Genomic DNA, 24,987 nt, shown 5'->3' with positions numbered 1-24,987 from the left:
AATTGTCGACCCCGGCGAGCCCCGGCGGGCACGCGTTGGACCCGGATCAGGTCATGGGGGCATTGCGCCAATGGGCATCAACATTGGGATTTTCTCAGATTGGCGTAGCCCATGTGGACTTGTCAAGTGCTGAGCCCGGTTTGCTCGCCTGGTTGGCGCGTGGTTTCCACGGTGAGATGCATTACATGGCCAGCCACGGCCTGAAGCGCGCGCGACCGGCCGAACTGGTGCCGGGTACCGTGCGCGTCATCACGGCGCGCATGGATTACCTGCCAGCCAGCGTGCCACCGGGCTGGCAAGCCATGGAGTTTGATCGTTTGAAGCAGCCTGACGTGGCCGCCGTGTCTTTGTATGCCCGCGGGCGGGACTATCACAAGGTGCTGCGCGCACGCCTGCAAAAGCTGGCAGACCAACTGGCGGGCGCCATCGGTCCGTTCGGGCATCGTGTCTTCACCGACTCGGCCCCTGTGCTGGAAGTGGAGTTGGCCAGTCGCAGTGGCTTGGGGTGGCGTGGCAAACACACCTTGCTGCTGTCCCGCGAAGCCGGGTCCACCTTCTTTCTGGGTGAGATTTACGTCGACGTGCCGTTGCCGGTGACAGAACCCGAGTCGGTGCACTGCGGCTCATGCCGTGCCTGCATGGAGGTGTGCCCGACGCAAGCCATCGTTGGTGAACGGCAGGTGGACGCGCGGCGTTGCATCTCGTACCTGACGATTGAGCACGCCGGGCCCATTCCCCTGGCCTTGCGTCCGCTGATGGGCAATCACGTGTACGGCTGTGACGATTGCCAGCTGGTTTGCCCGTGGAACAAGTTTGCGCAGCGGGCCAGCCTGCCTGATTTTGATGTGCGGCCCGCGCTGGACCAGCCCACCTTGCTGGGGCTGTGGCGATGGGATGAAGCCACCTTCTTGCGTTTGACCGAAGGCAGCCCCATTCGTCGCATTGGCTTTGCACGCTGGCAGCGCAACCTGGCGGTGGCCATGGGCAATGCATTGCGAGCGGGCGAACACGCGGCCATGCGGGAGGCCTTGCAGCAGTGGCTGGCGCTGCCACCGCTCAACGGGGACGACCACGCCCTGGTGGCCGAACACGTTCAATGGGCGTTGGCGCAGATCAGTCGTTGACCAGCACCACTTTGCCGCGAACCTGACGGGTGCCCATCAGCGCGAAGGCTTCCTTCAGGTGCGACATGGGCAGCTTGTGCTCGATGACGGGTTTGATCTTGCCTTCCATGTACCAAGCGGCCAGTTGCATCAGGCAGGCTGCATTGTTTTGCGGCTCGCGCTTGGCGAATTCACCCCAGAACACCCCCAGGATGGACGCCCCTTTGAGCAGGGCGAGGTTCAGCGGGATGGCCGGGATCTGGCCATTGGCAAAGCCCACCACCAGCAAGCGACCCCGCCAGGCGATCGAGCGGAATGCCGCCTCGGTCATGTCGCCCCCAACGGGGTCATAGATGACGTCCGGCCCCTTGCCTTCAGTGAGTGTTTTCAGCTCGTCGCGCAGGTTCTGGGTGCTGTAGTTGATGGTGGCGTCTGCGCCCAGTTCCAGACACAGCGCACATTTTTCATCTGACGAGGCTGCGGCGATCACGCGTGCGCCGGCTGCTTTGGCGATCTGGATGGCTGCGGTGCCCACGCCACCCGATGCGCCCAGCACCAGCACGGTTTCACCCGCCTTGAGGGCCGCGCGGTCCATCAGGGCGTGATAGGTGGTGCCGTAGGTGCACAGGAAGGCCGATGCATCTTCAAACGAGAAAGCCGGTGGCAGGGGCATCAGCAAGGCAGCAGGGGACAGGGTGTGGGTGCCGAAGCCGCCCGTGCCTGCAAAGCCAGCCACATGGCTGCCCACGCTCAGGTGCTTGACGCCTTCGCCCACGGCCTCGACCACGCCGGCAAACTCGGCGCCTGGCACAAAAGGCAGGGGTGGCTTGACCTGGTACTTGCCTTGCACGATCAGCAGATCCGGGAAGTTGAGGCTGGCTGCCTTGATGGCCACACGAACCTGGCCTTTGCCGGGCTCGGGCGAGTCAGAGGTTTCCCAGGTCAGGGCGTCAGGGCCCTCAAAGGCGTTGCAAATCCAGGCTTGCATGGGGTGATGTCTCCGTTCTTCGTTGGGGACGCCTCACAGGGCGTTTTTGTCAAAAGTATTGCATTGGCGGATGTCCCCGCTGTCCATGCCGCGCTTGAACCAGGTCACACGCTGCTGGCTGCTGCCGTGCGTGAAACTTTCAGGCGAGACGTGCCTGCCAGCGTTGCGCTGCAGCGTGTCGTCGCCAATTTGCGCGGCCGCATTCAAGGCTTCATCCACGTCGCCAGCCTCAATGATCTGGCGGCTTTGATTGGCGTGATAGGCCCATACGCCGGCGTAGCAGTCGGCCTGGAGTTCCAGCCGAACGCTCAGTGCGTTGTATTGCGCCTGGCTGACGCGGCCCCGCATGGCTTCCATCTTTTCGGATGTGCCCATGAGGTTCTGCACATGGTGACCGATCTCGTGGGCGATCACGTAGGCTTGTGCGAAGTCACCCGGGGCGCCCAGACGGTCTCTCAGCACATCATAGAAGTCTAGGTCGATGTAGACCTTCTGGTCTCCCGGGCAATAAAACGGACCGGTGGCCGACTGGCCCTGACCACAGGCGGTGGCCACCGCACCCCGGAACAAGACCAGCTTCGGGTTGTGGTACTGCGAACCCGCGTTTTGAAACAACTGCCCCCAGACATCTTCGGTGTCGGCCAGCACGGTGCGCACGAACCGGGTTTGCTCGTCATTGGCCGGTGGCTGGTGTGCGGACGGCGCGGACTGTGTGGCATGGGGCGCAGACTGCCCGCCACCGAGCATGTTGAGCACGGTGAGGGGGTTCACACCCAGGAAGTAGCTGGCCACCAGTGCGACCGCCACGCCACCAATGCTCAGGCCCCCTCCGCCAATGGGCAAGCCGCCGCCACTGCCACCGTTGCCGTCGCGGATGTCTTCAACGTTGTCGCTTTCTCGGTTGCCTTGCCAGCGCATCGCGCGTCCTTCCTCAGAGGATGGGGGTGACAGGTCGCCCCGTTGCGGGGCATGTTAGCAGCGCGCGCCTAAAATCTCCGGTTTGCCTGTTGTGCGTTGCGGGCAAGTCCTGTTTCAGCTTCTCACGACAACATGGTCAACCTGTCTGCTTCCTCGTCGGTACCCTCTGCAGCCGACCGTCTGCCCGATCCCACACGCTGGTTGTGGGTCGTTGCATTGGCGTCACTGGGGTGGCGTCTGTGGATGGCCGCTGCCATCCCCTTGACCGGTGACGAGGCCCTGTTTTACTGGTGGTCCCGATTTCTGGACTACGGCTACTACGACCATCCTCCCATGGTGGCCTGGTGGATGGCGGCCACGCGTGCCGTGCTGGGTGATGCCGTCTGGGCTGTGCGGATGCCGGCGGTGCTGTTGCCCCTGGGCGTTGGTGGGGCCATCTGGTGGGCCTGGTCGCCAGTGGACCGCACCCGTGCGGCTTGGGCCGTGCTTTTGTATTGGCTGGCACCCGTCAACTGGCTGAATTCGCTCATCGCCACCGACTCCCCCTTGATTCTGTGGGCCGCCTGGTCGGCCGCGGCCATGGTGCGTGCCGAGCAGGCTGCCTTGGCTGGTCAACGTGCCTGGCGGCTGTACGCGCTGAGTGGCGTGTTCATGGGGCTGGCCTTTTTGTCGAAGTACTTTGCCGTGCTGCTGGGCGTGGCTTACGTTGTTTACTTTGCGCTGAAGGCCCGTCAGCGGTGGTTGGGCTTGGTGTGGATGGTGCTGTGGTCGCTGCCGGCGGTCGCCGTCAATGTGGTGTGGAACCTCAACCACTGCTGGACCAACATCATGTTCAATGTGTTCAACCGCAATGAAGGGGCGCAGGCATCGTGGGACACCGTGGTGACCTATCTGGTCATGATGGCGTACCTGATCAGCCCAGTGTTGCTGTGGTTGGGCTGGCGTCATCGCCAGGCTTTGCGCCAAACCGTCCGAGGGCATGTTCTGCTGGCATGCATGGCCGTGGTGCCCCTGTTGCTCTTCGGCGTGATGTCGCTGAAGAAAGAAATCGGCCTGCACTGGGTCATGGGCTTTTACCCGTTTGTGTTCGTGCTGTTGGCTTTGGCCGTACCGGCTGCGGGATTGCGTTCAGCGCAGCGGGGGCTGACCGTGTGGCTGGCCTTGCACCTGCTGGCCTCGGCTGGCATGGCGTTTTCCAGTCTGGAGCAGTGGCACGGTCTCAAGTACTACCACCGACTGGTCGAAGCGGCACGCGCGCAAGACATGGTGCGCCAGGTCGAAGCCCCCGGTGTGGTGCTGGCGTCCAATGGCTACTCGTCGGCATCTATTTTTGGCTATGCGGCCGGCAAGCACGTGCCGGTGCTGGGGCCGGGCAGTTTCCATGCGCGGCAGGATGATCTGATCGTGGACTACAGCGCGCTGGAAGGCCGCACGATCCGTGTCATGGCCACCCGCCCGATCTCTGCCGAGTCGTACCAAGGCTACTTTGATAGCACCCGCTTGCTGACCTTCCAGCAAAGCGGGGTGAACTTCTACGTGGTGGAAGGGGTGAACTTTCACTACCAGGCCTACCGTGAACAGGTCATGGCCGAGGTGAATCGTCGGTACTACGCTTTCCCATCGTGGCTGCCGGTTTGGCATTGCTCGTTCTGCCAAGCGTATTGCGGTGCTGCGCGCTGTACCCCTTGAGTGAACCCCGTCATTGGGGGGGAGCGGTAAAATCGCGCCCTCGACCCTAGCTGAGGCCATTTGCGACTGTTATGTCTGGTGTATCGGAATCTACGCTGCCTGTTGTGATCATTGGGGCAGGCCTGGCAGGCCTCACCGTGGCTTTGCATCTGGCAGAAACGCAACCAGTCATCGTCCTGGCCAAGCGGCATCTGGAAGAAGCCGCTACAGCTTGGGCCCAAGGCGGCATCGTCGGGGTGTTGGGCAGTGATGACAGCATCGAGTCCCATGTTCGCGACACGCAGGAAGCCGGCGCCGGTCTGGTCGACGAACGGACGGCCGAGTTCATCGCACGTCACAGCGCCGAGGCCGTCGAATGGCTGGTGGCACGCGGCGTGCCGTTTTCACCTGATCCGGAAGGCCCCCTGGGGCTGCACCTGACGCGTGAAGGCGGTCATGCCGTGCGCCGCATTGCGCACGCGGCCGATGCCACGGGTAAGGCCATTCACGACGTTTTGCTCGATGAGGTCAAGCGCCACCCCAACATCGTGTTGCGCGAAAAGTGGATGGCGGTGGACCTGATCACCCATCGGCACCTCAAGAAGGGCGCGCCGGAATTGAACGAGCTGCCGCGTTGCCATGGCGTCTATGCCCTGGACATCGAGTCTCAGCGTGTGGAAACCCTGGCGGCTTCGGCGGTGGTGCTGGCGTCTGGCGGCGTGGGCAAGGTGTACCGCTATACCAGCAACCCGGACACCTCGACGGGGGACGGTATCGCCATGGCCTGGCGGGCAGGCTGCCGTGTGGCGAACATGGAGTTCATCCAGTTCCACCCCACCTGCTTGTACCACCCGCAAGAACGCAGCTTCCTGATCACCGAAGCGCTGCGTGGCGAGGGTGCACACCTGAAGTTGCCGGATGGCACCCGCTTCATGAAAGACCATGACGAGCGCTGCGAACTGGCGCCGCGTGACATCGTGGCCCGCGCCATTGACTTCGAGATGAAGAAGCACGGTCTGGACCATGTGTGGCTGGATGCGACCCATCTGGGCGAAGACTTCCTGAAGGAACACTTCCCCACCATCCATGCGCGTTGCCTGTCTCTGGGTATCGACATCGCCCGTCAGCCCATCCCCGTGGTGCCCGCAGCCCACTACACATGTGGTGGCGTGGTGACCGACCTGCATGGCCGCACCGACTTGCCCGGCCTGTATGCCGTGGGCGAAACCACGTACACCGGCTTGCACGGCGCCAACCGTCTGGCCAGTAACTCTCTGCTGGAGTGTGTGGTGCTGGGGCGCACCTGTGCCGATGACATCACGGCGCAGATTCCGGCCGCGCTGCCCAAGGTGCCCGCTTGGGATGAAAGCCAGGTCTCGGATGCCGATGAAGAAGTGGTCATCGCTCACAACTGGGACGAATTGCGCCTGCTGATGTGGAACTACGTGGGCATTGTGCGCACCACACGCCGGCTGGAGCGGGCGCTGCACCGCATCAAGTTGCTGCGCAGTGAAATCGACGACTACTACGCGGCCTTCCGGGTGACGCGTGACCTGCTGGAATTGCGCAATCTGGTCGATTGCGCAGAGTTGATCGTGCGTTCGGCCCTGTCACGCCAGGAAAGCCGTGGCCTGCATTTCAGTCGCGATTACCCACGGACCTTGCCTGTCAGCTTCCCGACGATCCTGTGCAAGAAGGCGAAGAAGAAAGACGCCTGGTTGCCTTGAGTTAAACCCCGCGGGTGGTTTCAGCGCCGTGTGCGCATGGCATGCCGGCTTTGAACGAACTCGAAGGCGTAGGCGATGGATTCGCGGATCAGTCGCTCGTTGTCTTGATGCTCCTGATCGGTCATGTGGAAGGCCAAGTCAACCTGGTGACGGATGTAGCGGGGTGGCAGTCGATTCAGCGCCACGCAGACCACATCCGGCAAATGCTCGGGGTTGAGCGAGGGATATTTCCCCTGGGCTTCAATAACGGCATGAACGACCAAGGGCTCGTAGTAGTTCTGGATGTTGGTGAAATCGATCGACATGGCGAGTCCTCACTGCGAAGTCGAGTTGTTGGGCTGTCAGCGGACATTGTGTGCGCGATTGCCCTTAAAACCACGCGATCCGCGCAGTCAGCTCGCTTAACGATGTGTCAATTGACGCAGTTTGATGAAAGCCAAAGCCGCCATCACGGCATCGTTCACGGCGTCGTGCGCCTCGCGTTGAGGTAAATCCAAGTCTTTCATCAGCGATGCAAAACGCAGGTCGATGTGCGTGAGACCTTGCTGGTGGTGAGGCAGCTGCTGGAACTTGTAGTCGTAGTACAGCCCGGATACCTCAATCTTGGGCTGAGGTAGTTTCACACCAATCAAGGGCACCAGTGCCCGATTGATCATGGCCAGATCGAACTCCAGGTAGTAGCCGACCAGCGGACGGCTGCCGATGAAAGACATCAGCTGCTTCAATGCCTCTTCAATCGGCATGCCTTGCGCGACGTCTTGCTGGCGTAGCCGATGAACCTTGACGCTCTCTGCCGTGAGCTTGCGTCGCTCAGGTTTGACGGTCAATTCCAGCCGTTCGCTGGTCATGACGGTGTTGCCGCGAATCCGGACGGCCCCGATGGTGATGATCTCGTCCAGATTCACATCCAGCCCGGTGGTTTCGCAGTCGAGCGAGACCCACTCGTCGTCAGGGGGCGAGGCCCACATGTAGCGATAGCGCTTGTCCTTCAGGCGCGAGAGCATCCAGGCACGCTTCAAGCCGTGCCAGATCTGAACAGGTGGGAGTGGCTGCAAAGGGTCTTTCATGCGGAGACGCCCCTCACATGGCTTCCAGGTGGAACTGGTGGCGCAGGACGCTCTTGAACTGCTTGATGACGCCCAGTGCATCTTTGAGCAGATCGCGATCCAGGGGGCTCAGCCGATCGGGAAAAATGTGCGAGGACGCTTCTCGGCCTGCCTCCAGTTCGTGCAGCCCGGCTGACAACTTCAAGCTCATGAACAGGTGCAGGCAGTCTTTCAGTTCATTGCCCATTTCTGCAGAGAGCTTGCCGGCGGCAATGAGGGCATCAATGCGATCGACCGTACCCACCGCTTGAATCTGTGAAGCCAGCGCCATGCTGCGCACGCCGTGAACCAGCGGGAACAAGCCCGCTTTCTTGAGGTTGAGGCGTTTGGGATCTTGATTGTTGAGGTGCAGCAGCCGATTCCACCAACCGCGTGAGGTGTTGAACGCGTCCATGGCCGAGGCAAAACGGGCCAGGACCGCATCGTTGCCGGCCACCTGATTGGCGATTGCATTCTGGATGGCCTCGCGGATGTTGTCCAGCAAGGACGTATCCCCGGCCACAGGGTGGGAGTCCATGAACACCGCCAGCGAGATCAAGGTGTCTGCATCGGGCATCATGAGCCACGCCTTGATCATGTGGACGAAACCGTCTTCATCGTGCCGCCACAGCGGGTTGTTGATCATGATCTGGCCAGGGCATTCCGGGTACCCAAAGTCCATCAAGGCGTTCGAGAAGCGCGCGCAGATGTCGGCCAGGTCATCCGGAGGCTGGTAGCCGTTGCGCCAGACCAAACCATTGTCCTGATCGGTTTTGAGCAGCTGTTCGCCCCGGCCTTCGCTGCCCATCACGAACAGGCAGCTGTTGGCTTGCAGCTCGGCCGGCGCAATCAATTGCCAGGTGCGCTCAAACAAGCGTGCGTTCAGTTCTTGCACCAGCCGGGCGATCTGCGCCACGCGCGTGCCACCGCGGTGCAGCAGGGTGATCAGGCGCGTGATTTGCTCGGCGGCCTTTTTGAGCGCTGTCAGGTCCTGGGCCTCGGCAATTTGCAGCGAGATCAGGTGCGAGTGGTTGGACAGAAAGCTCAGCAGATCGAGCTGCTCCAGCAGCCCAAGGATGCGGGGCTCGGTGGATTCGCCATCGACCACCACCAGTCGCCGCACCTTGTGGCGGATCATGGCGGTCAGGGCGTCGAACACATGGGCCTTGGGCGACACCGTGATCAGCGGGAAGCTGGCCAGTTCGCGGATGGGTAGCTGGTCGAGCGGTGTTCCACTCAAGATGGCGCCTTGCAGCCCGCTGTTGCTGAACAAGCCCATCCGCAACGGGGTGCTGGCATGGTCTTCCACCAGCACGGCATCCAGGTTTTGCTTGGCCATTTGCCGCACCACGGTCACCACATCCGACCCGGCATCCACCACATGAACCGGTCGCATGAAGGCCTGATGCACTTCGGCCATGGTCAGGGACTGGAGTTCGTGCTCGTTGTGTCGCTTGGACAGTGCATTGAGCTTGTTGGACAGGTCCGAGAAGAGCAGGGCGCCAAAGGTGGCGTTGGTGTGGATCAGGTTGGTGACGGTGTCCTTGGCCAGCTGATAGGCCACCACTTCTTCCGCCGCCACAAAGCGGTCGGCCACCTTGCCGGTGACCAGCCCGCGGCCATCAAAGCTGTCATCGGGGCCGAAAGTGGCCACGACTTCATCGTCTTCGATCTGCTGGACGTAACCCTTGATGACGATGAACAGGTGGGTCGGCTGTGTGTCCGTGTCCAGAATCGCGGCGCCCTGCGGAAAGTAGGCCACGTCGACGCTGTCACGCACCAGCTGACGCTCGGAGACGTTCAAACAATCAAAGGGGGAGGCATTGAAGTTGAAGGCACTTGGCATGCCTTCACTCTATGCGTTTCGCCTGAGCTTGAGTAGCGGGTGCCGCACACAGGGTGTGCGGCAGATCAAGGGCGCGCTGCCCTTGAACACCCTGGCTGCATCCCGCAACCTATGGAAACTACCCGGTCAGGCTTGATGTGTGCGAAGAAAGACGGCTTCAGCCGCCGATGCGCTCCAGCACGCGCAGCGAGAAGTCGACGGCCTTGACGTCTTTGGTCAGTTTGCCGATCGAGATGCGGTCCACGCCGGTGGCAGCGATGTCGCGCAATTGGTCGAGGGTCACGCCGCCGGAAACTTCCAGCAGCGCTTCGCCTTGCGCCATCTCTTTGTTGATGGCCACGGCCGCACGCATCATGTCGTAGTCGAAGTTGTCCAGCAGGACACTCAGGGCGCCGGCAGCCAGGGCCTCGCGCAGTTCGTCCAGGTTTTCTACTTCGACCTGAATGGTGATCTGCTCGCGTTGGGGCGAAGGCTGTGCGGCCACCAGGGCCTGGGCATTCTTGACCGCGGCCGTCACGCTGCCGGCCGCAGCAATGTGGTTTTCCTTGATCAGGATGCCGTCGTACAGGGCCAGGCGCTGGTTGGCGCCGCCACCGACGCGCACGGCGTACTTCTGGGCCAGACGCAGACCGGGCAGGGTCTTGCGGGTGTCCAGCACCACACAACCGCGTGGGTTGGGCGAGGCGCCTTCGATCGCCTGCATGTGGCGGTGTGTCAGGGTGGAGACCGCAGACAGGGTTTGCAGGAAGTTGATGCCGGGGCGCTCTGCCGTCAGCATGGCACGGCCATCGGCCTCGATGGCGCACACCTCGGTGTTGGGAGCCATCAGGGCGCCTTCTTCGTAAGCCCAGGTGATGCGTGCCTGTGAATCGAGCTGGCGCAGGCAGGCTTCAAACCAGTCGCGGCCACACAGCACCGCTTCTTCGCGCACGATCAGGCGGGCTTTGACGCGCTGGTTGGCCGGAACCAGTTGCGCGGTCCAGTCGCACACGCCAACGTCTTCAAACAGGGCGTCCCGCACGTTACGGTCGCGGGCTTCTTGCAGGGTTTCGTTGTGATCAAACATGACAAGACTTTCGACAATGCAGTGAAACGGACCGCGCTCAAGCCGCGCCAATGTTGGGAACAAAGCCTTGTGCCGGCTTGGTGATGGCGGCCGGATTTTGGGCTACGAAGTTCAGCATGCGGTCGATGCAGCCGTGTGCCTTCACGCGGGTGGCTTCGTCCACAGTGATCTCGCCCACGCCTTGTTCCAGGCAGTCGAGCACGCCTTGCAGGCCGTTCATGGCCATCCAGGGGCAGTGCGCGCAGCTCTTGCAGGTGGCGCTGTTGCCGGCCGTGGGGGCCTCGATCAACACTTTGTTGGGTGCCATCTGGCGCATGCGGTGCAGGATGCCGTTGTCGGTGGCCACGATGAACTCGGGCGCATCGGACTCGACTACGGCCTTGAGCAGTTGCGAGGTGGACCCTACCACATCGGCTTGGGCCACGACGCTTTCTGGTGACTCGGGGTGCACCAGCACCAATGCCTTGGGGTGATCCTTCTTGAGCAGGTCCAACTCCAGGCCCTTGAACTCATCGTGCACGATGCAGGCACCGTTCCACATGAGCATGTCAGCACCGGTTTCGCGCTGGATGTAGCGGCCCAGGTGGCGATCGGGCGCCCACAAGATCTTTTCGCCTTGCGCTTTGAGGTGGTTGACGATGGACAGCGCGCACGAACTGGTCACCATCCAGTCGGCACGGGCCTTCACGGCAGCGCTGGTGTTGGCGTAGACCACGACCTTGCGGTCAGGGTGCGCGTCACAGAACTGGATGAAGTCGTCGGCCGGGCAGCCCAGGTCCAGCGAACAGGTGGCATCCAGATCGGGCATCAGCACGCGCTTTTCGGGGCTGAGGATCTTGGCCGATTCGCCCATGAACTTCACGCCCGCCACGATCAGGGTCTGGGCGCTGTGGTCGCGGCCAAAGCGGGCCATCTCCAGCGAATCCGACACGCAGCCGCCGGTTTCCATGGCCAGGTCCTGCAGGTCGCCGTCCACGTAGTAGTGAGCCACGAGCACCGCGTTGCGCGCTTTCAGCAGCGCCTTGATGCGGTCCTTGACGCGTGTCTTTTCGTCAGCGGCCAGCGGTGCCGGCACCTTGGCCCAGGCATGGGCGGTGCAGGTGGCGCCACTGGCATCCTGGAGGTCGTAATCGTAGGAAACGGTTTGGGTGGAACTCATGGTGTGTGGTCTCCTGCAGAGGAGGGGGCAGTCGGTGCTGCGGCGAGTCGCTGGAGACGCTTTTTGTCGACCCAGCTCACAAACTCACAGGACAGCCAGACTGCGTAAAACGCGAAGATGATGTCACTCAGGAAGTGGCCGCCTTGCATGATGCGGCCCAGGCCGACCACGCCCCCGGTGACGATCCCGATCAGCAGCCAGCGGCGGCGCCAAAGGGGGCCACAGGTCAGGCCCAGACTCATCAAGGCAAAGCCTGCCGCAGCGTGACTGCTGACAAACGATCGATTGCGGTCTGGCGTGGCGCCAATCGCGAAAGGACCTTGATAGTGGTCGGTGCCGCCGAATTGCTCGACCTGCACCGGCCGAGGACGGCCCACTGTGTTTTTGAACACGCCTTCAATGATCAGACCGGGACCGAGCAAGGCGCAGCACACCGAAACCGTGGCCAGATGGCGCCAGGGGCCTCGGACCTTGTCAGCCAGATCCTGGCGGCCCCGCGCAGCCAACAAGCGGCTGATGCGCGGTGCCTGCAGCGCGAGCAAGGCGAGGGCGACCACCAGACCACGACCGAGCCAGGGCGTCCAGTCGTACAAGGCCATCACCACCGGATGGCTCTTGTTGAAGAAGCCCAGTTCGGGGCTGTAGTAGTGCGCGGAGACCAGCAAGTCGAGCCCCGGGAACTTGGCATAAATGGCCAGCGAGAAGAAGAACAAGGCCCACAGCAACATGGTCAGTCGCTCGTGGTGTTCTTCGTGCCTGGCCAACTCGTCGTGATCATGCGGCGCGTGCATGGGCATGGCGTTCAGTCCTCGTTGCCGTGGTGGCCGGGCTGCGCCCCGTTGGCGGTCGTGTCATAGCCCTTGAAGCCCCGCAGCACAAAAGCATGCAGTTCAATGAACCGGTCAGGACCCACCGCCACCTTGGCCGAGCGCAACAGGGTGCTGGAGACAAAGCGCTGCGCAATGCCCGCTGGGTTGCTCGATTCGGTCACCAGCACAACATCCGCGCCGGCTTGGTTGGGCAGGCTGCGTGTCAGCTCGTAGTGGTTGTTGACCGTGCGTTGGGGGTTCCAGATCACAGTTTGAACACCATGCTGACGCCAGTTGTAGGCGGCATGGGTGATCAACAAACGAGATTCGGTGAGCACCGGTAGCCCTTGGGTGTCGGCCTGTTCAATGGCCGGGGCCAGTTGGGTGAACACCTCATGCCAGCCGCGCATGCGCACCATGGCATCCAGGCGAGACGGCAGGCTAGGGCCGGCGATGTCGCGAGCTTGCAGCACCGCCGAGGTCAGAACAATGTTGCTGGCCAGTGCGGCGATCAGCCAGCCACGGGAGCGGCTGGCTGACAACGGCAGCTCAGGGCGGCTCAGACGGGAGGCAATCAGCAGGCAGAAGCCGACCATGGATGGCGCGGCCCAGTTGACGTGCGCATCGGCGTGAAACGCTTGCACCACGGCAATGGCTTGCAGCGGCAAACTCATGGCCCACAGGAAGTGGTAGCCGGCTTTGGCAGGCGCGGTACCTGCAACGTTGTCATTCGCTGAGCGGCGCAGCAACCACAGCCCTGCCAGCACGGCCACCGGGCCCAACATCAAGGCTTGCCCGGCCAGAAACACCAGGGTGGGCACAACGCCGCCACCACGATTGGACGACGTGGTCAACTCGGCCGTGTGATGCAGGGTGGGGAAGCCGTTGTGGGCATTCCAGATGAGGTTGGGCGACAGCATCAGCGCGGCCATCACGATGGCCACCCAAGGACCGGCGCGCAAGATGCCGCGACGTGGGCCGGGTACACCCCAAAGGGTCCACAGGGCGGTCAAGGCAAAGGCCGCCATGGTGTACTTGCCCAACAAGCCGATGCCACACACCACGCCCAAGGCCACCCAGTAGCGCAACTGGTCGGTGGCTTGTGCGCGCCACAGGGCCCACGACGCCAGCGTCCAGCACAGGATGAGCGGCGCGTCGGTGCTGGCAAACAGGCCCATCAGGGCCACGGTGGGGATCGTGGCAAACAGGGCTGCGGCCACCATGCCTGTGCGCACGCCGCCTTCGGTGGGCCACAGGGCGCGGGCCAGCCCCACCATGCTCAGGGCGGTGATGGGGTAGAGCGCCATCACCACGGCTTTGACGCCCAGCACGCTGTCGCCAAACAAGTGGGTGCTCAGCCAGATGAGGCCGGCAATCAGCGGCGGCTTGGAGAAGTAGCCCCAGGCCAGATGCTCGGACCAGTCCCAGTACTGGGCTTCGTCAAAGAAGAGCGAGATGCCGCTGTGCGGCACCAGCCACAGGCGGTAAGCAAACAGCGCGCCGACAAAAGCCAGCAGCATCCACATGGATGCGCCTCCCACACCGGGCCAATGGGGCGCGGTGGTGGTTTTGGAGGTGGTGGTTGGAGTCGTCATGGGCAAGTCGTCAGACAGGCTCAGGCCTGGCGGTGCCAGGCCGCGTCAGAGGCCAGATCGGCCGGCTTGTCTGTGTGGTACGGCGCGATGTCGCCGCGGTTGTAATAAATGCGGATCAGCAGTTCAGCGATCACGCCAGTGGTCAGGAATTGCAGACCGCCCAGCACGCAGAAGAAGCCCAGCCACAGCAGAGGGCGTCCACCGATGTTCTGCCCCGCCAGTTTCAGGGCGGCCAGGTACGTCAGGATCAGGCCGCCAATGAGGCTCACGCCCAGGCCCACACCGCCAAAGAAGTGGCCCGGACGACCCGAGAACCGCAGGAAGAAGTTGACGGCCAACAGGTCAAGGATCACGCGCAAGGTGCGCGAGATGCCGTACTTGGATTCACCCCGGGTGCGGGCATGGTGGCTCACGGGCTCTTCGGCCATGCGGGCCGGGGAGGTCACAGTGGCCATCCACGCAGGGATGAAACGGTGCATCTCACCGTACAGGCTCACGCGTTTGAGCACGCTGGCACGGTAGGCCTTCAAGCTGCAGCCCAGGTCCTTGAATTCCAGTTGGGTGATCTTGCGAATGATGCGGTTGGCAATCTTGGAGGGCACCTTGCGCAGCCACAGGCCATCCTGGCGGTTCTGACGCCAGCCGGCGACCAGATCCAGGTCTTCCTTGAGCAGGCGTGCCACCAGCTTGGGAATGTCCTTGGGGTCGTTTTGCAGGTCACCATCGAGGGTGACGATCACGTCACCGCGTGCGGCATCGATGCCGGCTTGCATGGCCGCCGTCTGGCGGAAGTTGCGCCACAGGTGGATGGGGCGCACATGGGGGCCACGCAGGCGGGCTTGCTCGTCCAGGGCCTCACGGGTGCCGTCGCGGCTGCCGTCGTTGGCGATCAGCAGTTCCCACTCGAAGGGGTAGTCCTTCAGAGCGTCATGCACTGCGGTCACGAAAGGCTCGACGTTCTCGACCTCGTTGTACATCGGCACCACGATCGACAGGCGGTGGGTCGGGACATCGGCGAGGAAGGCTGCGGTGGCCGTGGAGGGAGCAGTCATGACTTCACTTTCTTGGATACGGGTGCGATCAGTCGTCAGAGCGGGCGTTGAGCTTGCTCAGCAGCAAGGCCACCGCGCCGGCCAAGACCGCGCACAGCAAAAAACAGACGTGTAGGGCGAGCGCCGCGCTGACTGCCAGAGCCAGTGCGGGCGATTGTGAGGGGAGATGGGCGGCCATGCCTGCCCAGACGCCAGCTTCGTAGGTGCCAAAGCCGGCTGGGCCTTGCAGGGGCACCACCGCAGCCAGTTCACCCCCGAGGGCGCCGGCCCAGGCGGTGGACCACGGGCTACCTGTGATGGAGGCCAGCAGGCAGGCACCGGCAGCGAGTTTCACGCTCCAGTTGGCCAGGGTCAGCAGCCAGGCCGCGGGGCGATGGTGTGCCGGCTCGAACAAGGCATGGCGCAGTTTGTGCAAAACGCGGCGCATGCCGCCGGCCTGGGCATCGGACGGGGCTTCTGCATGCTGCTCAAACCATCGGCGCATCACCGCGTTGGCGACGAACCAGCCCGCCCACATGGCAAGCAGCGCGGCACCACGCCAGGCCAGTGGCACGCCCGGCCACAGGCAGATGCCCAGCATCAGCAAGATGAGCAGGTCTTGCACGCGCATCCACATCAGGCACGCCACTGCGCGCGGCAGCGACATGCCCAACTCACGCGATGCCAGCCAGGGAAAACTCAGCTCGCCCGCGCGCATGGGCAAGAGGTTGACGGCGGCGTTGTGCATCAGGATGACGCGCAGGGAGTCGGTGCGCAGCCCCAGCCAGCGATGGGGCGGACGATGGTGTGCATCCAGATCCAGCACCACCTGCAGGCGGGCCGCACGCAGGCCGTAACTGAACAGCAAGCCCGCCAGCGTCAGGGCCCAGGTGCCCAGACTCGGTTGTTGCAGGGCCTGCGCCACCTCGGACAGTGGCGTACGATGCAGTAGCCAGGCCAGCAAACCCAGGCCGAGCGCCCACGCCACCAGCATCTTCATGCGGGCGGCCAAGGTGGGGCGCGGAGTGGTTTCGAGTGGCTGCGTCACGACAAGTCGGGCGGACAGGGTTCAGGTCAACCCGATATTGTCCTGCATCTTGCTCAAAGCCGCTGCGGACAGGGGTGACAATTCCGTGTTTGCATGCTTTCCATGACAGTCAGGAGCCATTGAGATGACAACCCATTTCGCAACCTGCGATATCTGTGATGAACATAAGAACGACAGCGACGGCAGCTTCCGCGTGTTGCCCCCTGTGTTCAAGGACTACGGCAAGCGCATCAAGTTTTTCGGTCAGGTCAGCACCGTCAAGTGTTTTGAAGACAACACACTGGTGAAGGCCGCGGTCGACTCCGAAGGCCATGGTCGCGTGCTGGTGGTCGATGGCGGTGCCTCGCTGCGCCGCGCCTTGGTGGGCGGCAACCTCGGCAAGGCGGCGGCCAAGAACGGCTGGGCGGGCGTGATCGTGGACGGTTGCGTGCGTGACTCTGCTGAATTGGCTGAATGCAATGTGGGCATCCGCGCCCTGGGCCTGATGCCCTTGCCGACCGAAAAGCGCAACGAAGGCCAGAAGGACGTGGCTGTGCAGATCCAGGGCGTGTGGGTGCGCCCCGGTGACTGGGTTTACGCCGACGAAGACGGCATCGTGGTGATGGACAAGCAGCTGGCTTGACCCGTTGCTCTCGTTGTCAGAGGGCCGATGACGGGGCCCACAGGGTGCCCGTCATCACTTGCCAGGTCCAGCGGGCAAGCAGGTGATCGACCTCGGCTTGCGCCGCGACCTGTGCTTGGTCGTTGGCCAGGCGCCGGGCTTGCAGCAGCTCGTTCAGACTGCCTTCTCCCAGCCAGAATCCCTTTTCAAGGGACATGGCCACGTTCTGCAGTTGTTGCCAGGCGGCGTGAGCCAGTTGCCAACGCTGCAGGCTGTCGGTGACATTCTGTCTGGCTTGGGTGTAGCCCTGTTGCGCCTGCGTGTGCGCCCATTCCGCGCGTTGGCGTGCCGCCTCGGCTTGCGCAGCGCTGGCTTGTGCCGAATGGCTGCGCGCCGCGCCGCCGATGGGCCAGGACAGCGTCACGCCCAGCATTTTTTCAGCGCTGTTGCGTGACTGGGCGAGCTTCAGCCCCACGGTCGGATCCGGGGTCTGTTCACGCTGATCCAGTCTGGCCAGGGTGAGGGCTTGGTCCGCCTCCAGCTGGGCTGTTCGCCACTCTGGGTCGTTGGCCACCAGAGCATCGGTCACAGCGGGCACATCCAGCGCATCGGTGGGGGGCTGCTGAGGCGCGGTGGGCATCGTCAACGGCCAGCCTGGGAATTGGCTTTGCAGTTGGCGCCCGCGTGCCTCCTTCCGTTGCTGCGCCGCCTGCGCCTGCCATTGGGCTTGGCTCAGCGCGGCCTGAATCTGGGCGCTGTCGACCCGCGAGGCATCACCGAGGCGCTGGCGTTTGTCGGTGGCTTGTGTCTCCCGTGTCAGCAAGTTCACCTGGGCTTGCCACAGCGTGGTCAGGCTGGCTTCCCTTAACCAGTCGCTGTATTGCGTCAGTGCTTGCAGGGCCAGTTGTCGCCAAGTCTGCTGCATGCGTTGGGCTGACAGACGTTGCTGTTGTTGCGAGGCTTGTTCGGCGGCCAGTTGTTTGCCAGGCAGTCGGATGCCGCGCTCCAGCGTGGCTTCCCATTCGCGCTCACGGGTCGAAGGCGTGGCGGCTTCTGCGGCGACTTGTCGTCGGCCGACCATCAGCGAAGGGGTCCACTCATGGGGGCCGGCACGGCGTTGCTCGGCTTGCTGTTGTTCAGCTTGCGACTGTGCAGCCTGGGCCCGCCACAGCGGGTGTCGCTGCACCCAGGTGGCGAAGGTTGCGTCCGTCGGCAGGATGGACGCGATCTGCGCGTGCGCGGGGGCGGTCATCGAGCCCATCAGCGCAGTCATGGCCAGGGCGAGCGCGGTGCGCCGCAGAGATCGGTTCAGCATGAAAGTCTGAGACATGTTGTGCTTTCAGAGCGCCGTGGCATCGGCATCGACAGGGCGAACACCAAAGCGTTCGTACACCAGGGGCAACAGCAGCAGCGTGAGGGCGGTGGAACTCACCAGGCCACCAATCACCACGATCGCCAGCGGCTTTTGAATTTCACTGCCTGGTCCGGTGGCAAACAGCAGGGGGATGAGCCCGCCTGCGCTGATCGAGGCCGTCATGAGAACAGGGCGCAGGCGTCGCTTGGCGCCTTCCAGCACCGCTTGCCGGGGGCTGCGGCCCTCCTCAATCAACTGGTTGAAGTAGCTCACCATCACGACACCGTTGAGCACCGCGATCCCCAGCAGGGCGATGAAGCCCACCGATGCCGGCACCGACAGGTATTCCCCGGTGATGGCCAGTGCCACCACGCCACCAATCAGGGCCAACGGGATGTTGGACAGCACCAGCGCGGCTTGCCGCACCGACCCAAAGGTGGAGAACAGCAGGAAGAAGATCAGCAGCAGTGCCACCGGAACCACCAGCCCCAGACGTTGGGCTGCACGCTGCTGGTTCTCGAACTGACCGCCCCAGGTCACCTGATAGCCCTGCGGCATGGGCAGGGTCTGGGTCAGTTTGGCTTTGGCCTCATCCACGAAGCCCACCAAGTCCCGTCCCCGCACATTCGTTTGGATGACCACGTAGCGTTGGGCTTGTTCGCGGTCGATCTTGACCGGGCCGTCACGGTTGTCCAGGCGGGCCACGGCGCTCAGTGGCACGGCATGCCCTTCGGGGGTGACGAGGCGCAGGGCCTCAAAGTCCGCCGGGCTTTGGCGCAACGCACTGCTGCCCCGGATGACCAGCGGCGTGCGGCGCCCGTCCTCCTGGATCAGGCCAATGGGCTGGCCTTCGACCCAGCGGCGCAGATCGGCCTGAATGGACTGGGCATTCAAACCCAGTCGACCGGCGGCCTGACGGTCGATGGACACTTGCAGGTATTGCACGCCATCGTTGCGCAGGGTCAGGGTGTCGGTGGCGCCCGGAATGGCCCCAATGATCTTTTCCGCCTTGGCGGCCAAGTCATTGAGCGTGTCCAGCTTGGTGCCGTAGATCTTGATGGCCACATCGCCACGAACGCCTGTCAACATTTCGGACACGCGCATGTCGATCGGTTGCGTGAAACCGGTGTCCACGCCGGGAAAGTCTTCCATCACCTGGCGCAACTCACCAATCAGCCATTCCTTGTCGGGCTGGCGCCATTCGCTCATGGATTTGAGCACCATGAAGGTGTCGGTCTGGTTGAGCCCCATGGGGTCCAGCCCAAGCTCGTCCGAACCGCTGCGGGCCACGATGGACGCCACCTCGGGTACCCGTTTCAGAATGGCTTGCTGCACGCGCGAATCCAACTCAGCCGTGGCGCTCAGGCCAATGGCCGGCAGCTTTTCCAGCTGCATGATGATGTCGCCTTCGTCCAGCGTGGGCATGAAGGTCTTGCCGATTTGCGTGAACAGCACGCCAGCCAGGGCCAGTGCGGCCAGTGCCCCGCCTATCAAGGCGCGCGGGTGGCGCAAGGCAGTGGACAAGGCACGGTCGTACACCCCATCGAGCTGGCGCATCAGCCAGGGTTCCTGATGGTTGCCCACGCGCAGCAGCCACGAGGCCAGCACCGGAACCAGGGTCAGCGAGAGCAGCAGGGACACCGTGAGCGCGAAGACGATGGTCAGCGCCACAGGGCCAAACAGCTTGCCCTCCAGCCCTTCCAGACTCAGCAGGGGCAGGAACACGATGATGATGATGGCGATGCCCGACGCCACGGGGGTGACGACTTCGCGCGCCGCACGCATCACGACTTGCAGCATGGGCATCTTGGCGGCATCGCCGTGGGCAAGGTGGCTTTCGATGTTTTCCACCACCACCACGGCGCCGTCGACCAGCATGCCAATGGCAATCGCCAGCCCCCCCAGGCTCATCAGGTTGGCAGAGAGACCAAACTGGCGCATCAGCACAAAAGTGCCCAAGGCGGACATGGGCAACATCACAGCCACGACCACAGCAGCGCGCAGATTGCCCAAGAAGGCCAACAGCAGCAGCACGACCAGCACCACGGCTTCCATCAGCGCCTTGCTGACCGTGTGCACGGCGCGATCCACCAGTTTGCCGCGGTCATAAAAAGGCACGATCTGCATGCCTTGGGGCAGGGTGGGGGCCAGTGTGTCCAGTCGCGCTTGTACGCTGGACACCAGTTGGCGGGCGTTGGCACCGCGCAAGCCCAGGACCAGTCCTTCCACTGTCTCGCCCTGGCCATTGCGGGTCACCGCGCCATAGCGGGTCAGCTCGCCAATGCGGACATCCGCCACATCGCTGATGCGGGTCACGCGGCCGTCGGTAGCCCGCACCACGGTGTTGCGCACGTCGTCCAGGGTTTGGATGGCGCCTTCGGCCCGAACGATCACGGCTTCTTCACCCGCTTGCAGGCGGCCCGCACCATCGTTCGCGTTCGCGGTGGTGAGTGCCTCTTGCACCTGGTTGATGGTCAGGCCTTGCGCCAGCAGGGCTTGTGGATTGGGCACGATTTCAAAGGTGCGCACAAAGCCACCCAGGCTGTTCACGTCTGCCACGCCGGGCAAGCTGCGCAGCGCGGGACGAATCACCCAGTCGAGCACGCGTCGGCGTTCTTCCAGCGATTGCGGGCCCTCGATGGTGAACATGAACATCTCACCCAGCGGGGTGGTGATGGGGGCCAGTCCGCCGGAAACCGAGGCCGGCATGTCTCCCATGACGCCACCGAGGCGTTCGCTGACCTGCTGGCGTGCCCAGTAGACGTCGGTTCCGTCCTCAAAGTCCAGCGTGATGTCGGCCAGGCCGTATTTCGACGTCGAGCGCAGCGACTTCTGCTTGGGAATGCCCAAGACCTCTTGTTCAATGGGCACGGTGATGCGTGCCTCGACCTCTTCGGGCGTCATGCCCGGTGCCTTGAGGATCAACTTCACCTGGGTGCTGGAGACATCCGGAAAGGCATCAATGGGCACCGCGCGCCAGGCGAGGATGCCCGCGGCCCCCAGCATCAGCATGAGCAACATCACCAGCAAGCGCTGGCGCAGCGAGAATTCAATCAGTTTGGTCAGCATGGCAGCCTCATTCCGCCATCAGGCTCTTGAGCGCAGCGGTGCCGCGCACCACCACCTGGCTGCCCGCTGGCAGGCCGGACACCACGGCCGAGGCGCCCGACTGGCTGTGCACCTTGACGGGGGTCCACACAAAGCGGCCTGGGGCTGATGCCACGAACACATGGTGCGTGCCGCCGGGGGCACTCACCAAGGCCTGGGCGGGCAGGGTGCTCAAACTCACGCCGTCTGAGCCGGGAACGCTGACGCTGGCTTCCACCAATTCACCCGGACGCAAGCGCCCTGCCTGGCCTTTGCTGTGCACGCGGGCACGCACCAGACTGGTCTGCGTGGTGGCGTCCACCGTGGCGCCCAGGCTGATCACCTCACCGGTTACCGTGCCGCCGTCCGGGGTCACTACACTGACGGCATGGCCCAATCGAACCTGGCTGGTGAGCTTGGCGGGCACCTGAATGTCTATCCACAGCGCTTCCAGGGCGGCGATCCGGTACAGCGGGGTGGCGGCTTCCACCCGTTGTCCCACGGCGACCAGTTGCTCCAGCACGCGTCCGCTCAGGGGGGCCGTCAGGCTGATGCTGCCGTCGGCGTTGGGGCGGGCCACGCCACCGCTCATGGCCAGGGTTTGTCGACGCTCCTGCGCCAGCGCTTGCTGTTGCGCGAGTTGCGCGCGGCTGGCTTCCAGTCGCGACAGGGAAATCAACCCCTCCTGATACAAGGCCTCATCCCGGCCAGCGATGCGCTTGGCCAGATCCAACTGGCTGCCACTTTGGCTGACATCGCGCTGCAATTCTTGAATCTGGGGGCTGCGCAAGCGAACCAGTCCTTGTCCGGCCTTGACCGCATCACCGGTGCTGACGGCCAGCGCTTCAATGACGCCGGCCACCGGTGCCGCGACTACCCGTTGTTGGGCCGTTGGGATTGTCACTTGAGCCGGAAAACGCTGACGGGCGGCGTCCTGAGGCTGAATCGTCGCCAGTTGGATGCCCAGGCTGCTGACCTGGCTGGCCTTGAGCGAAATCGGCTCGGTGGCCCAGACGGGCACGGTCACGGCGAAGGCGCACAGGGTGGCAAGCAGGCTGCGGGTCAGGCGGTTAGAAGGCAGTTTGGCGTGCATGGGGTTCATACCATCATGAGGTTGACCGTGAGTCTGACGTGCCAAGCTGAAGCCATCCTTAAGACACGAGGGTGTTGGCGGTGCTATGGTTGCCGCACCAACACAACGCCGGGTTCAAGATGAGATTGATGCTGCTGGAAGATGACGCGACCCTTGGCGAAGGCTTGCGGGACTTTCTGCAGGCAGAGGGGCACCATGTGGACTGGCGTCGCACCCTGCACGAAGCGCGCATTGGCGATGACGGGGCCTATGACGCCCTGCTGGTGGACTGGCAACTGCCGGATGGCTCCGGTGTGGACTGGGTAAAGGCCTTGCGACGACAGGGCGATGTGCGCCCGATCGTGGTGCTGACCGCCCGCGATCTGCTGGCAGACCGCCTGCAAGGTCTGGACGCAGGGGCTGACGACTACCTCGTCAAGCCGTTTGAGCCCGAAGAGCTCGTGGCCCGTCTGCACGCCATTCGCCGACGTGTGGGTGGGGGCATGGCGGTTCAACAGGTATTTGGCAAGCTGGTGGTGGACGTGTCCGCCAAGGCCGCATCCCTGCGGACGGCGGATGGCCTGCTCGACAGCGTGATGTTGACCGCGCGCGAGTGGGCGGTGCTGGAAGCCCTGGTCACCCGAGCGGGTCGCATCGTTTCCAAAAGCGACCTGGAGTCGCTGGTGCTGGGTTCTGCGATCGATGTGGCCAGCAATACCCTGGAAGTCCATGTGGCTAACCTCCGGCGCAAGCTGGGTCGTCACGTGGTTGAGACGGTACGAGGGATGGGCTACAAGATGGGGCAGGCATGAGCACACCGACCGCTGTGTTGCCCTCTATTCGCACCCGGCTGGCCCGAACCGTGTTGCTGATTGCCGCGGCCTGGGGGCTGTTGCTGGCGCTGACCGTCGGCACGGTGTTGCACCGCTCGCTGGATCGGCTGCTGGATGCGGGCTTGCAAGAATCGGCCGAGCTGGTCTACGGCGTGCTGAGCATGAGCCATGGGCAGGCACTGCCCGACGATGGCAGCTTGCCGGCGCCCCCTCATCGCGAGGGGCTGGTGTGGCAAGTCGTGCGCCCCAGCGGTGGCGTGGGATTGCGTTCGCACAGCGCACCCGTTCAACCTCTGACCCTCATTCGAGAGCCGGGCTTCAGCCACACAAGTGATTGGCACCTTTACACGCTGCCCCTGCCAGATCAGCAAGGTGTCTTGCACGTGGCGCAGCCTGATCTGGCACGTACCCACGCTCAGCGCTCGGTGCTCGGTGCCAGCATGGGGGTGGCGCTGATCATCGGTTTGTTGTCGGCGTGGTGGCTCAATGCCCGCCTGCGAGCCGAACTGCAGCCGCTCAACCGGCTTTCACTGAGCGTCACCCGGTTTGATCCCCTTCATGCCGAGGCGCGTTTGCCTGCCGCTGACCGGGCCGAGTTGCTCCCGCTGCAAGAAGCCCTGGATGACCTGGGGCAGCGCTTGCACGCCCGGGTGGCCCATGAGCGTGCCTTTGCCGCGCATGCTGCACATGCGTTGCGCACGCCCCTGGCCGGTCTGGATGCGCAATTGGCCGTGGCCATCAAAGAGGCTGACGAAGCACGGCAGCCCCGCTTGAGGCAAATCCGGGCTGCCGCGGCCAAACTGCGCAGCGTGGTCTCAGCCCTCATCAGCTTGTTCCGCGCAGGCGGCGAAGTGCACTGGCAGTCCGTGGAACTGGCTGACTTGCTCGCGCGCATGCCCGTCAAAGGCGTGTCAGTGCGGGTGTCGGGGCCATCCGTGGTGCACGCCGATCCGGACTTGCTGGCCGCCGCCATGCTCAACCTGCTGGACAACGCCGCACGGCATCAGGCCACCGAGGTGCGCGTTCAGATTCAGTCTGATGAGCGGGGCGTGCGCATGGACGTGCAAGACAACGGCGCGGGCTGGTCGGCAGACCGCCTTGCGCAGGTGCAACAGGCACTGGCCTCCGGGCAGGGCGAAGGCGTATTGGGACTGGGGTTGACGCTGGTGGACTTGGTCGCCAGAAAGCACGGTGGCGTGGCCACGGTATCGGCTGGCGCTGCGGGTGACACATCGGGTCAGGGCTGCATCGTCAGCATGACGATCGCCCCGCCGCCCAGCGAAGCGTGAACGCGATCAGGTCATCAAGGCCAGCACGCGGTCCAAGCCACCTTCATTGATGGCGACCATGGCTTGTTCGCGCACCTTGGGTTTGGCGTGATAGGCCACGCTCAGGCCGGCCACACCCATCATCAGCAGGTCATTGGCCCCATCGCCCACTGCGATGGACTGGCGAGGGTCGCAGCCAATGCGCTCGCACAGACGCAGCAAGTGCTGCTTCTTGGCTTCGCCGTCGACGATGTCGCCCAACACGCGGCCGGTCAGCAGCCCGCCTTCAATCTCCAGCGTGTTCGAGTGCGCCTCGTGCATGCCCAGACGGTCACGCACGCGGTCGGCAAAAAAGGTGAACCCGCCTGAGACCAACAGTGTCTGCAAGCCGGCGGCCTTGGCGGCGTTGATCAACTCCGGTGCGCCGGGGTTGATCTTCAGGCGCTGGTCGTACACCTCTTGCAGGGCTTCGGCCGGCACGCCTTGCAGCAGGGCCACGCGGCGACGCAGGCTGTCCTTGAAGTCGGTGATCTCGCCGCGCATGGCCGCCTCGGTGATGGCAGCCACCTCTGCCTTCTTACCCACGGCGTCGGCAATCTCATCGATGCACTCGATGCTGATCAGGGTCGAGTCCATGTCAAAGGCGATGGCCTTGAAGTCGCTCAGGCGTAGGGGCGGAGCGAAGTGTTGAATCACCAGACCGGGAGCAAATTCTTGTGCAGACATGGA

22 protein-coding genes are annotated in these 24,987 nt (G+C 63.5%); 7 read left to right on the top strand and 15 right to left on the bottom strand.

What is annotated here, in order from left to right; translation table 11 throughout:
• The first annotated feature begins 53 nt into the window (after positions 1 to 53).
• Positions 54 to 1,124, top strand: coding sequence for a tRNA epoxyqueuosine(34) reductase QueG (queG, locus tag ACOYNB_RS07175; RefSeq protein WP_422838454.1), 1,071 nt, complete (start codon positions 54 to 56; stop codon positions 1,122 to 1,124).
• On the opposite strand, the gene ACOYNB_RS07170 is transcribed toward queG, so the two are convergent.
• Entirely contained in the window at positions 1,114 to 2,091 is a 978-nt protein-coding gene (locus ACOYNB_RS07170; RefSeq protein ID WP_422838427.1) for an NADPH:quinone oxidoreductase family protein, read from the bottom strand. The two genes, queG and ACOYNB_RS07170, sit on opposite strands and share 11 nt — an antisense overlap.
• A 33-nt stretch (positions 2,092 to 2,124) precedes the next feature.
• A complete protein-coding gene (gene ypfJ, locus ACOYNB_RS07165; protein ID WP_422838426.1) occupies positions 2,125 to 3,009 on the bottom strand; it encodes a KPN_02809 family neutral zinc metallopeptidase in 885 nt (294 codons plus the stop codon).
• 132 nt (positions 3,010 to 3,141) lie between these two features.
• Between ypfJ and ACOYNB_RS07160 the strand changes: the two genes are divergently transcribed.
• The gene (locus ACOYNB_RS07160; RefSeq protein WP_422838425.1) at positions 3,142 to 4,698 is read left to right on the top strand and encodes an ArnT family glycosyltransferase; all 1,557 of its coding nucleotides are present in this window, start codon (positions 3,142 to 3,144) and stop codon (positions 4,696 to 4,698) included.
• A gap of 71 nt (positions 4,699 to 4,769) precedes the next feature.
• On the top strand, positions 4,770 to 6,404 hold the full coding sequence (nadB, locus tag ACOYNB_RS07155; protein WP_422838424.1) for an L-aspartate oxidase: 1,635 nt from the start codon (positions 4,770 to 4,772) through the stop codon (positions 6,402 to 6,404).
• Between the two features lie 20 nt (positions 6,405 to 6,424).
• Here the strand turns inward: nadB and ACOYNB_RS07150 are convergent, their stop codons facing one another.
• The 3 genes from ACOYNB_RS07150 to ACOYNB_RS07140 form a co-directional block, all read right to left on the bottom strand.
• A complete protein-coding gene (locus ACOYNB_RS07150) occupies positions 6,425 to 6,709 on the bottom strand; it encodes a late competence development ComFB family protein (protein ID WP_374257731.1) in 285 nt (94 codons plus the stop codon).
• Between the two features lie 96 nt (positions 6,710 to 6,805).
• Entirely contained in the window at positions 6,806 to 7,471 is a 666-nt protein-coding gene (locus tag ACOYNB_RS07145; RefSeq protein ID WP_422838423.1) for a 3'-5' exonuclease, read from the bottom strand.
• Between the two features lie 13 nt (positions 7,472 to 7,484).
• On the bottom strand, positions 7,485 to 9,335 hold the full coding sequence (locus ACOYNB_RS07140; RefSeq protein ID WP_422838422.1) for a putative nucleotidyltransferase substrate binding domain-containing protein: 1,851 nt from the start codon (positions 9,333 to 9,335) through the stop codon (positions 7,485 to 7,487).
• Here ACOYNB_RS07140 and ACOYNB_RS07135 point away from each other — a divergent pair.
• Positions 9,334 to 9,471 carry a hypothetical protein gene (locus ACOYNB_RS07135; protein ID WP_422838421.1) on the top strand — a complete coding sequence of 46 codons (138 nt, stop codon included), beginning with the start codon at positions 9,334 to 9,336 and terminating at the stop codon, positions 9,469 to 9,471. The two genes, ACOYNB_RS07140 and ACOYNB_RS07135, sit on opposite strands and share 2 nt — an antisense overlap.
• A gap of 21 nt (positions 9,472 to 9,492) precedes the next feature.
• On the opposite strand, the gene nadC is transcribed toward ACOYNB_RS07135, so the two are convergent.
• Genes nadC through ACOYNB_RS07105 form a run of 6 tightly spaced genes read right to left on the bottom strand, consistent with a single transcriptional unit; the run spans position 9,493 to position 16,043 of the window.
• Positions 9,493 to 10,401, bottom strand: coding sequence for a carboxylating nicotinate-nucleotide diphosphorylase (gene nadC, locus ACOYNB_RS07130; RefSeq protein ID WP_422838420.1), 909 nt, complete (start codon positions 10,399 to 10,401; stop codon positions 9,493 to 9,495).
• A 37-nt stretch (positions 10,402 to 10,438) separates the two neighbouring features.
• Entirely contained in the window at positions 10,439 to 11,560 is a 1,122-nt protein-coding gene (nadA, locus tag ACOYNB_RS07125; RefSeq protein WP_422838419.1) for a quinolinate synthase NadA, read from the bottom strand.
• Positions 11,557 to 12,357, bottom strand: a complete 801-nt coding sequence (locus ACOYNB_RS07120; RefSeq protein ID WP_422838418.1) for a phosphatase PAP2 family protein — start codon at positions 12,355 to 12,357, stop codon at positions 11,557 to 11,559. The genes nadA and ACOYNB_RS07120 overlap by 4 nt, the downstream gene beginning before the upstream one ends.
• Positions 12,358 to 12,362: 5 nt before the next feature.
• The gene (locus ACOYNB_RS07115) at positions 12,363 to 13,964 is read right to left on the bottom strand and encodes an ArnT family glycosyltransferase (protein ID WP_422838417.1); all 1,602 of its coding nucleotides are present in this window, start codon (positions 13,962 to 13,964) and stop codon (positions 12,363 to 12,365) included.
• Positions 13,965 to 13,984: 20 nt separating this feature from the next.
• The gene (locus ACOYNB_RS07110) at positions 13,985 to 15,016 is read right to left on the bottom strand and encodes a glycosyltransferase family 2 protein (protein WP_422838416.1); all 1,032 of its coding nucleotides are present in this window, start codon (positions 15,014 to 15,016) and stop codon (positions 13,985 to 13,987) included.
• Between the two features lie 28 nt (positions 15,017 to 15,044).
• Positions 15,045 to 16,043 carry a lysylphosphatidylglycerol synthase domain-containing protein gene (locus tag ACOYNB_RS07105; RefSeq protein ID WP_422838415.1) on the bottom strand — a complete coding sequence of 333 codons (999 nt, stop codon included), beginning with the start codon at positions 16,041 to 16,043 and terminating at the stop codon, positions 15,045 to 15,047.
• Between the two features lie 124 nt (positions 16,044 to 16,167).
• On the opposite strand from ACOYNB_RS07105, the gene rraA reads away from it, so the two are divergent.
• Complete coding sequence (gene rraA / locus ACOYNB_RS07100; RefSeq protein ID WP_422838414.1) at positions 16,168 to 16,665, top strand: ribonuclease E activity regulator RraA; 498 nt, start codon at positions 16,168 to 16,170, stop codon at positions 16,663 to 16,665.
• 16 nt (positions 16,666 to 16,681) lie between these two features.
• Here the strand turns inward: rraA and ACOYNB_RS07095 are convergent, their stop codons facing one another.
• Genes ACOYNB_RS07095 through ACOYNB_RS07085 form a run of 3 tightly spaced genes read right to left on the bottom strand, consistent with a single transcriptional unit; the run spans position 16,682 to position 22,223 of the window.
• On the bottom strand, positions 16,682 to 17,974 hold the full coding sequence (locus tag ACOYNB_RS07095; RefSeq protein WP_422838413.1) for a TolC family protein: 1,293 nt from the start codon (positions 17,972 to 17,974) through the stop codon (positions 16,682 to 16,684).
• Between the two features lie 9 nt (positions 17,975 to 17,983).
• On the bottom strand, positions 17,984 to 21,067 hold the full coding sequence (locus ACOYNB_RS07090) for an efflux RND transporter permease subunit (protein WP_422838412.1): 3,084 nt from the start codon (positions 21,065 to 21,067) through the stop codon (positions 17,984 to 17,986).
• A gap of 7 nt (positions 21,068 to 21,074) precedes the next feature.
• Positions 21,075 to 22,223 (bottom strand): efflux RND transporter periplasmic adaptor subunit, encoded by a 1,149-nt coding sequence (locus ACOYNB_RS07085; RefSeq protein ID WP_422838411.1) that lies wholly within the window; start codon positions 22,221 to 22,223, stop codon positions 21,075 to 21,077.
• Between the two features lie 74 nt (positions 22,224 to 22,297).
• Here ACOYNB_RS07085 and ACOYNB_RS07080 point away from each other — a divergent pair, with 74 nt between their 5' ends.
• Together ACOYNB_RS07080 and ACOYNB_RS07075 are read left to right on the top strand one after the other, a co-directional pair.
• On the top strand, positions 22,298 to 22,969 hold the full coding sequence (locus ACOYNB_RS07080; protein WP_422838410.1) for a response regulator transcription factor: 672 nt from the start codon (positions 22,298 to 22,300) through the stop codon (positions 22,967 to 22,969).
• The gene (locus ACOYNB_RS07075; protein ID WP_422838409.1) at positions 22,966 to 24,279 is read left to right on the top strand and encodes a sensor histidine kinase; all 1,314 of its coding nucleotides are present in this window, start codon (positions 22,966 to 22,968) and stop codon (positions 24,277 to 24,279) included. The genes ACOYNB_RS07080 and ACOYNB_RS07075 overlap by 4 nt, the downstream gene beginning before the upstream one ends.
• Before the next feature lie 6 nt (positions 24,280 to 24,285).
• On the opposite strand, the gene serB is transcribed toward ACOYNB_RS07075, so the two are convergent.
• Positions 24,286 to 24,984 (bottom strand): phosphoserine phosphatase SerB, encoded by a 699-nt coding sequence (gene serB, locus ACOYNB_RS07070; RefSeq protein WP_422838408.1) that lies wholly within the window; start codon positions 24,982 to 24,984, stop codon positions 24,286 to 24,288.
• Positions 24,985 to 24,987 lie beyond the last annotated feature (3 nt).

The organism is Aquabacterium sp. (genome assembly GCF_049317225.1).
Lineage (GTDB): Bacteria > Pseudomonadota > Gammaproteobacteria > Burkholderiales > Burkholderiaceae_C > Aquabacterium.
The sequence above is the reverse complement of the archived record's forward strand: the minus strand, read 5'-3'. Positions and strand labels throughout refer to the sequence as shown.

Bases quoted from the DNA above. Each gene is read 5' to 3' on its own strand.
- nadA (WP_422838419.1), bottom strand. From the start codon at position 11,560: ATGAGTTCCACCCAAACCGTTTCCTACGATTACGACCTCCAGGATGCC.
- queG (WP_422838454.1), top strand. From the start codon at position 54: ATGGGGGCATTGCGCCAATGGGCATCAACATTGGGATTTTCTCAGATT.
- ypfJ (WP_422838426.1), bottom strand. From the start codon at position 3,009: ATGCGCTGGCAAGGCAACCGAGAAAGCGACAACGTTGAAGACATCCGC.
- ACOYNB_RS07135 (WP_422838421.1), top strand. From the start codon at position 9,334: ATGCCTTCACTCTATGCGTTTCGCCTGAGCTTGAGTAGCGGGTGCCGC.
- ACOYNB_RS07110 (WP_422838416.1), bottom strand. From the start codon at position 15,016: ATGACTGCTCCCTCCACGGCCACCGCAGCCTTCCTCGCCGATGTCCCG.
- ACOYNB_RS07080 (WP_422838410.1), top strand. From the start codon at position 22,298: ATGAGATTGATGCTGCTGGAAGATGACGCGACCCTTGGCGAAGGCTTG.
- nadB (WP_422838424.1), top strand. From the start codon at position 4,770: ATGTCTGGTGTATCGGAATCTACGCTGCCTGTTGTGATCATTGGGGCA.
- ACOYNB_RS07095 (WP_422838413.1), bottom strand. From the start codon at position 17,974: ATGTCTCAGACTTTCATGCTGAACCGATCTCTGCGGCGCACCGCGCTC.
- ACOYNB_RS07150 (WP_374257731.1), bottom strand. From the start codon at position 6,709: ATGTCGATCGATTTCACCAACATCCAGAACTACTACGAGCCCTTGGTC.
- ACOYNB_RS07160 (WP_422838425.1), top strand. From the start codon at position 3,142: ATGGTCAACCTGTCTGCTTCCTCGTCGGTACCCTCTGCAGCCGACCGT.
- ACOYNB_RS07075 (WP_422838409.1), top strand. From the start codon at position 22,966: ATGAGCACACCGACCGCTGTGTTGCCCTCTATTCGCACCCGGCTGGCC.
- nadC (WP_422838420.1), bottom strand. From the start codon at position 10,401: ATGTTTGATCACAACGAAACCCTGCAAGAAGCCCGCGACCGTAACGTG.
- ACOYNB_RS07140 (WP_422838422.1), bottom strand. From the start codon at position 9,335: ATGCCAAGTGCCTTCAACTTCAATGCCTCCCCCTTTGATTGTTTGAAC.
- serB (WP_422838408.1), bottom strand. From the start codon at position 24,984: ATGTCTGCACAAGAATTTGCTCCCGGTCTGGTGATTCAACACTTCGCT.
- ACOYNB_RS07090 (WP_422838412.1), bottom strand. From the start codon at position 21,067: ATGCTGACCAAACTGATTGAATTCTCGCTGCGCCAGCGCTTGCTGGTG.
- ACOYNB_RS07170 (WP_422838427.1), bottom strand. From the start codon at position 2,091: ATGCAAGCCTGGATTTGCAACGCCTTTGAGGGCCCTGACGCCCTGACC.
- rraA (WP_422838414.1), top strand. From the start codon at position 16,168: ATGACAACCCATTTCGCAACCTGCGATATCTGTGATGAACATAAGAAC.
- ACOYNB_RS07115 (WP_422838417.1), bottom strand. From the start codon at position 13,964: ATGACGACTCCAACCACCACCTCCAAAACCACCACCGCGCCCCATTGG.
- ACOYNB_RS07120 (WP_422838418.1), bottom strand. From the start codon at position 12,357: ATGCCCATGCACGCGCCGCATGATCACGACGAGTTGGCCAGGCACGAA.
- ACOYNB_RS07145 (WP_422838423.1), bottom strand. From the start codon at position 7,471: ATGAAAGACCCTTTGCAGCCACTCCCACCTGTTCAGATCTGGCACGGC.